Source organism: Candidatus Thioglobus sp. (assembly GCA_028228555.1).
Classification (GTDB): Bacteria; Pseudomonadota; Gammaproteobacteria; order PS1; family Pseudothioglobaceae; genus Thioglobus_A.
In genome coordinates this window covers 50,660-62,729 of sequence record JAOJBP010000002.1, presented here as the reverse complement: position 1 = coordinate 62,729, position 12,070 = coordinate 50,660, and the positions used below count along the sequence as shown (strand labels likewise).

Genomic DNA, 12,070 nt, shown 5'->3' with positions numbered 1-12,070 from the left:
TCAATGGTTTTTTAAATAACCAATGAAGCCAAACCCAAGAACGCGACAAAACCAATCACATCTGTAATAGTCGTTAAGATTACACCACCTGCTAATGCTGGGTCGATCTTAAATCTTATTAATAAAGATGGTAAGAATGCACCAGAAAAAGCAGCAAATATTAGATTAACGACAATGGCGATAGAGATAACTAAGCTTAATATTAAATCTTCGAACCAAACGTAAGTAGCTAGGCCGATTACTGATGACCAAAGTATGCCATTTAAAAACCCAATAGCAACTTCTTTACTCATTAAAACCTTAAGATTTGACGTAGTTACTCTGCCAGTTGCAATACCTCTAGTAACCAAAATAAGAGTTTGTGTGCCAGCGATTCCACCCATTGAAGCGACCACTGGCATCAAAATAGCTAGAGCAATTTTGTCTTGCAAAGTGGCTTCAAACAGTCCAATGAAAAACACCGCAACAAAAACAGTAATCAGATTAACGCCTAGCCAAATACTACGACTTTTGGTACTTTTAATAACCGGTGCAAAGACGTCATCTTCTTCATCAAGTCCAGCCATTGACATAACCGAGTGCTCAGCTTCATCACGAATAACATCAACCACGTCGTCAATAGTAATTCGACCAATTAACTGATTGTGGCTATCAACAACAGGCGCAGAGATGAGATCTCGTTGTTCAAATAAACTAGCAACATCACTATCAGATGAGCTTGCTAAAACTGGCTTATGATCAGTATTTATCAAAGGTTTGATACTTTGTTCAGCCTCATTGGTCAACAAAGTAGAGATATAAATAGAGCCAATGTATTTGTACGCCCTATCCACCACAAAAATCTGATCTGTGTCAATTGGCATTTCTTTAAGAAGGCGTAAATATCTAATGACTGTTCGAACATTAACATCATCACGAACAGTGATCATATCGATATTCATAAGTCCGCCAGCTGAATCTTCAGGATAAGACAAAACATGTCTAAGATTTTTTCGATGCTTATGATCAAGCGTTAGCAACAAATTATGTAATGCGGATTCGGGCAGCTCGGGCACAATATCTGCCAAGTCATCCATGTCTAGACCTTCAGTAGCCTTAACAATACCTTCAACACTCATTTCACTGAATAATTGAGATAAGACATCTTCATTTAAGTCTTTTAAAATATCGCCTTGAGTTGCACTGTCAATATTTAACCAAAGCTTAATCCTGTCTTTTGGCGGAACACTTTCCAATAGACGAGCAATTTCAGCTGAATGTAATTCGGATAATTGGGAGGTAGCTTCTTCATACAAAGAAGCCTCCAAAGATATCATCAATCTTTGGAGGCACTCTTCAAAAGAAGTCTTTTCAACTTCTGACATTGACCTTATATTCCTTATTTATTAAATCTAAAGCATTACACTTTGAGTATCAAATTTTTTAGTTTTTCCTATGATTATTTAATTTATCTTTGTGTTTTACGATTTGGGCATCAAGCTTATTTACCATCTGATCAATTGAAATGTATAGGTTGTCGCTTTCTGCTTTTGCAAATATATCTGCCCCACTAACATGAAGAGTTGCTTCTGCTTTTTGCACGTCTTTTTCAACACCTAAAATCATATTAATGTTAATAACATGATCAAAATGATGTTTAATTTTAGCGAGCTTTTCTTCAGAATGTTGCTTGATCGCATCAGTTATATCAAGATGGTGGCCAGAAATGTTCAATTGCATGTGTACTCCTTTATTTAGTTATAAAATGCACTCATATTGTGTCACAACTTTCCCAATGGTATTGGTATATTTATTAGTTTTATAGGTAAATAAAAAGGCTTACAGAATCACTTTTTCATATATAATATTATGTTTTACATATTTAAATATTTAGGAGATCAAAATGGATGAACAGACTAATGAATTAGTTGCAAAAAAAATCGCTTTACAGGAAAACTTTAAGCAGCATACAGCAGTAAATGGTTTTTCATATGAAGAATGGATTAATCCACCAGCAGGATCTTTCTACGAAAGCTACAAGAAAGATTTAGCTGAAGTTGATAACGAAATGGCTCCACCACTACAATACCAGTCGTAATTTAAATTTCTGATTGGTACAAAAGCCCCGCTAGGGGCTTTTTTGCTTTTAAAGGAAAAATCATCATGTCTTATTTAATGTCAAATTATGCGCCACTTCCAGTTACCTTTACAAAAGGTAATGGCTGCTATTTAACAGACAATAATGGTCTAGTTTATTTAGATGCCCTTTGTGGTGTAGCAGTCACTGGACTTGGGCATTCTCATCCAAAAATCTCTGAAGCTATTCAATCACAAGCTCAGCAGCTCTTGCATACCAGTAATTGGTACCATATACAGCACCAAGAAACACTTGCAGAAACACTGTGCAAGCTTGCTGATATGGATGCTGTATTTTTTTGTAATTCAGGTGCTGAGGCGAATGAGGCAGCCATCAAGATAGCTAGGCTTCATGCACATGCCAACCAAATCAATGAACCTATAATCTTAACTGCCCAGCAAGGTTTCCATGGTCGTACCATGGCAACGCTGTCAGCAACAGGTAATGCAAAAGTTCAGGCAGGTTTTTCACCACTCGTTAGTGAGTTTATTCATGTGAACTTTAACGATGTTGAGGCTATTCAAAAACACGAAAATAATCCTCAAATTGTAGCTGTAATGCTTGAACCTATTCAAGGAGAGAGTGGTGTAATAGTGCCAGATGCTGATTATCTAAATCATGTTCAAGAAATTTGTCAAAAAAATAATTGGCTACTAATACTTGATGAAGTTCAAACTGGCATTGGTCGAACTGGCAAGATGTTTGCACATCAATATAACCAGATAACACCTGATGTCTTAACACTTGCTAAAGGCCTAGGTAATGGGGTTCCAATTGGCGCTTGTATCGCCAAAGGTAATGCTGCCAAACTATTGACACCTGGTACTCATGGCTCAACCTTTGGTGGTAATCCACTAGTCTGTCGTGTAGCCTCAACAGTATTGGAAGTTATTAAACAAGATGACCTCTTAAACAATGTTAATGTCATGAGTGATTACATTGTTTCTAGCTTTACAAAAAAATTAAAAACTATTGATACCGTAGTTGAAATTCGCGCAAAAGGTTTAATGATTGCCATTGAACTAAACAAAGCGTGCACTCAACTATTACAACAAGCATTGGATAAAAAACTATTAATAAATATTACTGGCCAATCTATTCGATTATTGCCACCGCTTATTATTAACAAAGAGCAAGCGGATGAAATGATTGATATCATTTGCGAAATAGTGGGCCAACTTTAGGCTCTGGAGAATAACAATGAAGCATTTTATTAATTTAGACGACCTATCAACCCAAGATTTAAATGGCATTATTGACACTGCTATTGGCTTAAAGAAACAACATAAGGCTGGGGAGATTAATCAAATGCTAAAGAATAAAACTCTAGCTATGATTTTTGATAAATCTTCAACACGAACTCGCGTATCTTTTGAAACAGGCATGACCCAATTAGGTGGTCATGCTTTATTTTTATCAGATCGAGATATTCAACTTGGACGTGGTGAACCTATTAAAGATACGGCTATTGTGATTAGTTCTATGGTTGATGCTATTATGATGAGAGTCTCTTCTCATGAAGATATTAATACCTTTGCAAAGAATGGCTCTGTGCCAATTATCAATGCACTTAGTGACGAGTCTCATCCATGCCAACTATTGGCTGATATGATGACTTATAAGGAGCATAAAGGCTCGATACAAGGTAAAACTGTCGCTTGGATTGGTGATGGTAATAATATGTGCCATACTTATATTCAAGCTGCCAAAGCCTTTAAATTTAAGCTTAATATTGCAACGCCAAAAGGCTATGAACCTAATCAAGTATTTATCGATAATTATGCAGATCATATCTCGTTGTTTAACGATGCTGAAAAAGCTTGTAATAAAGCTGATTTAGTCGTTACTGACGTATGGGCCTCCATGGGCCAAGAAGCAGAGCAAAACAAACGTAAGCTTGCCTTTAAAGAATTTCAAGTTGATCAAAATCTAATGAAAAATGCTGATGCTGATGCGAGTTTTATGCATTGTTTACCTGCTCACCGCGGAGAAGAAGTAGCGGCTGAGGTGATTGATGGTGAGCAAAGCTTGGTGTGGGATGAGGCTGAAAACCGTTTACATGCTCAGAAATCTTTACTACTATATTTATTAGACTAGGCTTTATTTATCAAGACTTTTCATGGCTTCTTGATAAAAATTTACCCCGCGCTCAATCTTATCTCGACCGCGAGATTCTCTCCAACGATTAGTATCTCTTAAAGAGTACACACATCCGCAATACTCTTGCTGATAGAATTCTTCACGCTTTGATAGCTCCAACATTCTTGATGAGCCACCCTGTTTACGCCAATTAAAATCCCAATATGAAATTCCCTCATAGGGATTTGTTGCGCGAGCACCACAACCATTAATTTGACCCATGTCTTTCCAGCGAGAAATACCCAATGTTGAAGAAATTAAATCAAACCCCTGTGCTTTTGCATATTGAGCAGTCACTTCAAAACGCATATCAAAACACGTTGTGCAGCGCGCTCCTCGTTCTGGTTCATCTTCCTGGCCTTTAATTCGATCAAACCAAACATCTTTATCATAGTCCGCATCAACAAAAGGCATGCCTAATTTTTGTGCAAAGCGAATGTTTTCTTCTTTGCGCAGCTCATACTCTTCTCTAGGATGAATATTAGGATTGTAAAAAAAGATAGTTGTTTCAATTTCAGAAGCCGCTAAAGCTTCCATAATTTCACCAGCACATGGTGCGCAACAAGAATGCATGAGCAATTTTTTTTCACCATTGGGTGTTTGTAATTTTGGGCGTTCAAAACCACCAAGACTGTAATCTATTTTAGACATACTTTAACTTGCTTTAAAACTTCCCACGCTTCACGCTTAAGTTGTTCGTTTTTTAAAATATTACTAGGATGTTGCATAGAAAAAACCTTATCTTTTACTAAAGAAACCTTAGTATCTAATAATAAAATAGTTTGGGCATTATATTTGCTAATTTCTTGTAATACTGCATCAGGTTTAGACTTAATACAAACAACATATTTTTTTGCTAACCCTACTGCTGAAAGCATTTTATATAAAAAATCTTGCACCTCTCCAGGCTCACAAATAGACTTAGAGCATTGGGTCTCAACCACCAAACAACGGGTTTGGATTAACTGAGTATTTGCAGTATCTACTCTTTTAGGAGTATATAAATACTCAGGAATATCCAATGCATTTAGATAACGCGCTCTAAGTGTTGACACTAGATTTGAGGGTGAGCCCTATCTGTATCAGCCAAAACTTTATTAAGTGCATGAAGATAAGCTTTGGCGCTTGCAATAACAATATCTGTGTCTGCACCTTGACCATTAATAATCTTACCATTATGCTCCAAACGCACATTAACTTCACCCAATGAATCTGTTCCTTGAGTGACATTTGATACAGAGTACAATTGAAGATTAACTTGCATATCAAGTAATTTATTAATTGCACCAAAGGTCGCGTCAACAGAGCCTGAAGTTTCTGCTGTCATGCTTTTTTCATTACCATCAACTGACAATACAACCGTTGCTTGATTTTTCTCACCTGTTTCACATGTTACTTTTAATGAGACTAATTTAATATGCTCGCTTTGAACTACTTGAGTCTCTGATACTAGCGCTTGTAGGTCTTCATCAAAAACCTCATGCTTCTTATCGGCTAACTCTTTAAAACGTCTAAAAGCGTCATTTAGGCTCTCTTCAGAGCCAAACTCAACACCTAATTCAACCAATCTTGCCTTAAAAGCGTTACGCCCAGAATGCTTACCCATAACTAGCTTATTAGCATTCCAACCTACATCTTCTGCACGCATAATTTCATAGGTTTCACGATGCTTTAAAACACCGTCCTGGTGAATACCTGCTTCATGTGCAAATGCATTAGCACCAACAATAGCTTTATTAGGTTGCACAATAAATCCAGTCACAGAAGAAACTAAGCGAGATGCAGACAAAATATGGGTTGCATCAATATTAGTATCACAATTAAACTCATCTTGACGAGTGCGAACAGCCATTACTATCTCTTCTAAAGCCGTGTTACCAGCGCGCTCTCCCAAGCCATTAATAGTACACTCAACCTGTCTAGCACCATTTAAAACGGCAGAAAGAGAATTAGCCACAGCCAAGCCTAAATCATTATGACAATGTGCTGAAAACACTGCCTTGTCTGAATTAGGAATTCGTTCAATAAGAGACTTGATAGTGGCACCAAATTGATGAGGTATGTTATAACCTACTGTATCTGGAATATTAATTGTTGTCGCCCCTGCATTAATAGCTTGTTCAATCACGCGGCATAAGAAATCTTCGTTCGAACGACCTGCATCTTCAGGTGAAAATTCAACATCATCTGTATATTTTTTAGCTCTTTTAACTGCTCTTACTGCTTGCTCAACCACTTGATCTGGTGTCATTTGAAGTTTCATCTTCATATGAATATCGCTGGTCGCAATAAAAGTATGGATTCGTGCTGAATTTGCACCCTTTAGCGCCTCTCCTGCTCGATCAATATCTTTATCTAGAGCCCTGGCTAAAGAGCAAATAGTGGAATCTTTTACTACATTAGCAACAGCTTGAACCGCTTCAAAATCACCAGGTGATGCAATAGCAAAGCCAGCTTCAATAACATCAACACGCATTTTTTCCAAAACTTTGGCAATACGAACCTTTTCGTCTTTGGTCATTGAAGCGCCTGGTGATTGCTCTCCATCGCGTAATGTTGTGTCAAAAATAATTAATTTATCGGACATTTAAGTCTCCTTTATATGTGTTTTTTTCTAATTCAATTGTTTGGTAGTTAGCTTTAAAAGCCGAACGAGTTAATATCTGCCCTACGGCAGTAATCGTTGTAAGTCTACGAAGTAGTCTTGAAAATAAAAATGAGTTAAATATTCCATAAGTCTAATTATAAATTATTTTAAACTTTTCTTAGCTTGTTTTTTTAAAGCGCGTTTGTTTCTAACTTCAATGGTGGTAAACACCAATCCAGATAGCGCATATACAAAGAAAAAGATAAACAAAATAGCGCTAGGCCATAACAAAACAACAATCATAATGAGAGTTGCTATTAACAGTAATTTAAAAGAAGATCTACCTTTAAAGTTGATTTCTTTAAAACTGTAATAACGAACATTACTCACCATTAAGATACCAGCAGAAACTAAAATAATCCACGCACCAGTAACCAAATATTGCTCATCATAAGCACTAGGCCCCATCATCTCCTTAGTCCATACAAGGCCAGCAACAAGTGCAGCAGCAGCTGGAGAAGGTAATCCTTGAAAATAGCGTTTGTCTTGCACGCCAATTTGTGTATTAAAGCGCGCTAGACGTAGTGAACCAGCAGCAACATAAACAAAAGCACCAATCCAACCAATCTTGCCTAAGCCTTCAAACAAATAAAAATACATGAGCAAGGCAGGAGCCACTCCAAACGACACCATATCAGCCATAGAGTCATACTGCTCACCAAATTCACTTTGGGTATTGGTTAGTCGAGCTACCCGACCATCTAGACCATCCCACAACATAGCAACAAAAATGGCAATTGCCGCTTCTGCATACTGACCCTTAGTTGCCAGGATAATTGCAAAGAATCCTGAGAACAAGCCAAAAGTAGTTAGAATGTTTGGCAGAAGGTAGACGCCTCTTTTTACTTTATTTGTCTTCATAAGTTAATTATAACGCCTTAGAAATAAAAACGCCCAACTAAGTTGGGCGCTTATTAAGTATATCTAGTTCTTGGCTTGATCAACAATTTTATTCTTGTTAATCCATGGCATCATCGAGCGAAGCGATTCACCCACTTGCTCAATCTGATGTTCACGTTGAACATCGCGACGAGCTGGAAGTTCACCTACATTTGCTACAAATTCTTTAGCGAATGTCCCATCTTGAATTTCTGTTAAGATTTTCTTCATTTCCGCTTTAGTTTCACTAGTAATAATGCGTGGACCACGAGTTACATCACCATATTCAGCAGTATTTGAAATTGAATAACGCATGTTAGCAATACCACCCTCATACATCAGATCAACAATTAGCTTTAATTCATGTAGGCACTCAAAGTATGCCATTTCTGGCTCATAGCCTGCTTCTACTAGCGTTTCAAAACCTGCTTGTACTAATGAAGTTGTACCACCACATAAGACCACTTGCTCACCAAATAAGTCTGTCTCTGTTTCCTCTCTAAATGAAGTTTCCAAGATTCCAGTGCGTCCGCCACCAATAGCAGATGCATAAGAAAGCGCTGTTGCTTTCGCATTACCAGATGCATCTTGAGAAATGGCAATTAGATCAGGAATACCACCGCCTTTAACAAATTCTGAACGAACTGTATGCCCTGGAGCTTTTGGTGCTATCATAATCACGTCTAAATCTGAACGTGGTGAAATTTGACCAAAATGGATATTAAAACCATGAGCAAAGGCAACTGTTGCACCTTGCTTTAAATTAGGCTCAATATTTTCTGCATAAATAGAGCCTTGGAATTCATCAGGTGCTAAGATCATTACTAAGTCTGCCCATGCTGTTGCATCTTCAACAGACTTAACATTTAAGCCTGATGCGCTAGCTTTTGAAGCTGAAGCTGAGCCAGCTCTTAAAGCAACAACCACTTCAACACCAGAATCTTTTAAATTGTTTGCATGCGCATGTCCTTGCGAACCATAACCCACAATTGCAACCTTCATTGATTTGATAATGTTTAAGTCTGCATCTTTATCGTAATATCTATTCATTTCTTTTCCTCTGTATTTAGAGCGTTAACTAACGCCCATTTATTTAATTTTATATTTTCTGACAAACGCCTGTAACGCCTGTTCTAGAAACCTCTATGATTTGCTCTGCATTAAACGCATTTAGAAAATCCTTAATTTTTTGACTTTTTCCTGCCAACTCAACAATGTAAGCTTCTTCAGCTGCATCAATAATCTTGGCATTAAACTGATCAAGCTTAGCTTCAACATCTGCTTGAGTGTCACTCGCAATACTAATCTTAGCCAACAATAATTCGCGCTCAATGTGTTCAGTAGCTGTTAAATCTACTACCTTAACTACATCAATTAATTTATCAAGCTGTTTGACAATTTGCTCAATAATTCCATCATCTCCCACACTAACAATAGTCATTCTTGAAAGTGTTGAATCATTTGTCGCAGCCACAGTTAGTGATTCAATATTAAAACCACGTGCAGAAAATAAGCCTGCTACCCTTGAAAGAGCGCCCGCTTCGTTTTCTAATTGTATTGAAATTATATGTCTCATACTTATACCAAGTTTAATCCCGCATCATTAGTAGAAGACATTTCATCTCTACCTGCTAGCAGCATTTCATTATGTCCTGCACCTGATGGAATCATTGGGAATACATTTTCCGAAGGATCAGTAATAATGTCTAAGAAGACTGTTCTGTCTTTTTGATTAAACGCTTCAACCAAAGCAGGTATAAGATCAGACTCTTTCTCAACTTTAATACCTGAATGACCATAGCTCTCTGCCAACTTAACAAAATCTGGTAAAGCTTCCATATAAGACATAGAATAGCGTTTTTCATAGAAAAACTCTTGCCATTGCCTAACCATTCCTAAATAACCATTATTTAAATTAATAATTTTAACAGGTGTTGCATATTGCAACATAGTTGACAATTCTTGAGTCATCATTTGAATGCTTCCTTCACCCGTTACGCAGGCTACATCTAAATCAGGGCAAGCAAGCTTAGCGCCCATAGCAGCTGGAAGTCCAAAACCCATAGTGCCTAAACCACCTGAGTTAATCCAACGACGTGGCTCATCAAATGGGTAATATTGCGCTGCCCACATTTGATGCTGCCCTACGTCTGATGTCACAATAGCTTGGCCTTTAGTAACTTCATACAAAGCTTCAACAACTCGCTGAGGTTTAATAACGCCCTCTTTATTTGTGTAAGCCATTGAATCAACACTACGCCATTCATCAATTTGTTTCCACCATGAATCAATATTTTGAATTGACCTATCTTTCATGGCTGCAATAAGATCTATTAATACAGATTTAACATCACCAACAATAGGTGCATCCACAGCCACGTTCTTAGAGATTGAGGTTGGATCAATATCAATATGAATAATTTTAGCAGTTGGACAAAATTTATCAATATTAGCAGTCACTCGATCATCAAATCTTGAGCCAACAGCGATAACACAGTCAGAGCCATGCATAGCCATATTTGCCTCATAAGTACCATGCATACCTAGCATGCCTAATGATTGTTTATCTGATGCTGGAAAGGCACCTAAACCCATTAATGTTTGAGTAATTGGAAAGCCTAAATTGCGTGTAAATTCTCTAAGCTCTTTGTCAGCATTACCAATGACGCAACCACCACCTGCATAAACAATTGGGCTTTTTGCTTGAGCAATGAGATCAGCTGCTGCAATAATTTGAGCAGCAGCTGCACGACCAGCTGTTTGATAAGAGCGCATTTCAACCGTCTCTGGGTAAGACTGCTCTTCAATAGTCTCAATAGTAATATCTTTTGGAATATCGATTAATACAGGGCCTGGTCTACCAGTCGTGGCAATGTGAAATGCTTTTTTAACTGTGCTAGCAACTTGATTAATATCTTTAATCAAGAAATTATGTTTAACACATGAGCGAGTAATACCTACTGCATCAACTTCCTGGAAGGCATCGTTACCGATTAAAGCTGAAGGCACTTGGCCAGAAATAATAACCATTGGAATTGAATCCATATAGGCAGTAGCTATGCCTGTGACTGCATTAGTAATACCAGGACCGCTGGTTACTAGTGTAACACCACATTTTCCGCTTGCACGGGCATAGCCGTCAGCACCATGTGTAGCACCTTGCTCATGGCGAACCAAAATATGCTTAATATCCTCACAAGCATCCAATGCATCATAAATATGCAAGACAGCACCACCTGGATAGCCAAAAATATGACTTACACCTTCACTTTTAAGGCTATTTACAAGTATTTGCGCACCATTTAATTTCATTATTCTAATCTAGGTATAAAAAACTCAGTAATTATACCAAATGAAACATAAGGATATGCCTACTATTACAAGGAGTTTTGCCAATCTTCTGAGTAAAATTGAATTGGTGAATTTTCTTCCTCGAAAGTCTCAATTGACCACGTGTCTGGCCTCTCTAGAATAGCTGATAATAATTGGTCATTTAGCAAGTGTCCAGTCTTATAACCTTCATAATGTCCAATTAAATTAGAGCCAAGTAAGTACAGATCACCAACAATATCTAAAATTTTATGCTTTACAAATTCATTTTGATAACGCATACCATCTTCGTTCAGAACATCATCATCACTCAGTGCAATCGCATTATCCATACTTGCTCCTAAGGCTAGATTTTGTCTTTTCATCATTTCTACGTCTTTCATATAGCCAAAAGTTCTTGCCCGTGAAATTTCTTTTAAATAGGACTGCTGTGAGAAATCAATACTCAGTTGTTGACCACTTTCTTTTACTTTTTTATGATCAAAGTCAATTTCTAATGAAACTTTAAAACCATCATGCTTAGACACTTGGGCCCACGAATCTCCATTTTCCACACGGATTGTCTCATGAATAACAAAAAAATGCTTATGTTCGTCTTGCTCTTCAATACCAGCAGATTGAACCAAAAACACAAAAGGTGCGGATGAGCCATCCATAATAGGCACTTCAAACGAGTCAAGCTCCACCAATACATTGTCAATTCCTAACGCCGAAAAAGCACTCATCAGATGCTCAACAGTGGAAACCTTTACGCCTTGATTTTCTAAACCTGTTGATAATACAACTTCATTCACAAATGCATTATGTGCACGTACTAATTTTCCGCCCACATCCATGCGTCTAAATACTACACCATGATCAATTTTCGCTGGAATAAGCGTCATGTTTACAACGCTGCCGCTATGAATACCGATACCTCGAGCCTTAACTGCTTTTTTAATAGTTCTTTGTTTGATCAT

At 37.5% G+C, this 12,070-nt stretch carries 13 protein-coding genes; 3 read left to right on the top strand and 10 right to left on the bottom strand.

The window, feature by feature from the left end; all coding sequences use genetic code 11:
• Positions 1-11: 11 nt before the first annotated feature.
• Positions 12-1,364, bottom strand: a complete 1,353-nt coding sequence (gene mgtE, locus N9Y32_01990; GenBank protein ID MDB2589780.1) for a magnesium transporter — start codon at positions 1,362-1,364, stop codon at positions 12-14.
• Positions 1,365-1,422: 58 nt separating this feature from the next.
• A complete protein-coding gene (gene raiA / locus N9Y32_01985; protein MDB2589779.1) occupies positions 1,423-1,719 on the bottom strand; it encodes a ribosome-associated translation inhibitor RaiA in 297 nt (98 codons plus the stop codon).
• A 163-nt stretch (positions 1,720-1,882) separates the two neighbouring features.
• Here raiA and N9Y32_01980 point away from each other — a divergent pair, with 163 nt between their 5' ends.
• From N9Y32_01980 to argF, 3 genes are all read left to right on the top strand, one after another.
• On the top strand, positions 1,883-2,077 hold the full coding sequence (locus tag N9Y32_01980; GenBank protein ID MDB2589778.1) for a hypothetical protein: 195 nt from the start codon (positions 1,883-1,885) through the stop codon (positions 2,075-2,077).
• A gap of 65 nt (positions 2,078-2,142) precedes the next feature.
• Positions 2,143-3,300, top strand: coding sequence for an aspartate aminotransferase family protein (locus tag N9Y32_01975; protein ID MDB2589777.1), 1,158 nt, complete (start codon positions 2,143-2,145; stop codon positions 3,298-3,300).
• A gap of 16 nt (positions 3,301-3,316) precedes the next feature.
• Entirely contained in the window at positions 3,317-4,213 is an 897-nt protein-coding gene (gene argF, locus N9Y32_01970) for an ornithine carbamoyltransferase (GenBank protein ID MDB2589776.1), read from the top strand.
• 3 nt (positions 4,214-4,216) lie between these two features.
• Here argF and N9Y32_01965 read toward each other — a convergent pair whose 3' ends face one another.
• The 8 genes from N9Y32_01965 to lpxC all read right to left on the bottom strand — a co-directional run bounded on the left by N9Y32_01965 (position 4,217) and on the right by lpxC (position 12,070).
• Positions 4,217-4,906 (bottom strand): epoxyqueuosine reductase QueH, encoded by a 690-nt coding sequence (locus N9Y32_01965; protein ID MDB2589775.1) that lies wholly within the window; start codon positions 4,904-4,906, stop codon positions 4,217-4,219.
• On the bottom strand, positions 4,894-5,310 hold the full coding sequence (locus tag N9Y32_01960) for a hypothetical protein (protein ID MDB2589774.1): 417 nt from the start codon (positions 5,308-5,310) through the stop codon (positions 4,894-4,896). Before N9Y32_01960 ends, N9Y32_01965 begins: the two co-directional genes overlap by 13 nt.
• A complete protein-coding gene (locus N9Y32_01955; protein MDB2589773.1) occupies positions 5,310-6,842 on the bottom strand; it encodes a 2-isopropylmalate synthase in 1,533 nt (510 codons plus the stop codon). The genes N9Y32_01960 and N9Y32_01955 overlap by 1 nt, the downstream gene beginning before the upstream one ends.
• Before the next feature lie 162 nt (positions 6,843-7,004).
• Positions 7,005-7,763 (bottom strand): CDP-diacylglycerol--serine O-phosphatidyltransferase, encoded by a 759-nt coding sequence (gene pssA / locus N9Y32_01950; protein ID MDB2589772.1) that lies wholly within the window; start codon positions 7,761-7,763, stop codon positions 7,005-7,007.
• 63 nt (positions 7,764-7,826) lie between these two features.
• The gene (gene ilvC, locus N9Y32_01945; GenBank protein ID MDB2589771.1) at positions 7,827-8,831 is read right to left on the bottom strand and encodes a ketol-acid reductoisomerase; all 1,005 of its coding nucleotides are present in this window, start codon (positions 8,829-8,831) and stop codon (positions 7,827-7,829) included.
• A gap of 49 nt (positions 8,832-8,880) precedes the next feature.
• The gene (gene ilvN, locus N9Y32_01940; protein ID MDB2589770.1) at positions 8,881-9,357 is read right to left on the bottom strand and encodes an acetolactate synthase small subunit; all 477 of its coding nucleotides are present in this window, start codon (positions 9,355-9,357) and stop codon (positions 8,881-8,883) included.
• Between the two features lie 2 nt (positions 9,358-9,359).
• On the bottom strand, positions 9,360-11,093 hold the full coding sequence (ilvB, locus tag N9Y32_01935) for a biosynthetic-type acetolactate synthase large subunit (GenBank protein ID MDB2589769.1): 1,734 nt from the start codon (positions 11,091-11,093) through the stop codon (positions 9,360-9,362).
• Positions 11,094-11,158: 65 nt separating this feature from the next.
• Positions 11,159-12,070, bottom strand: a complete 912-nt coding sequence (gene lpxC / locus N9Y32_01930) for a UDP-3-O-acyl-N-acetylglucosamine deacetylase (protein ID MDB2589768.1) — start codon at positions 12,068-12,070, stop codon at positions 11,159-11,161.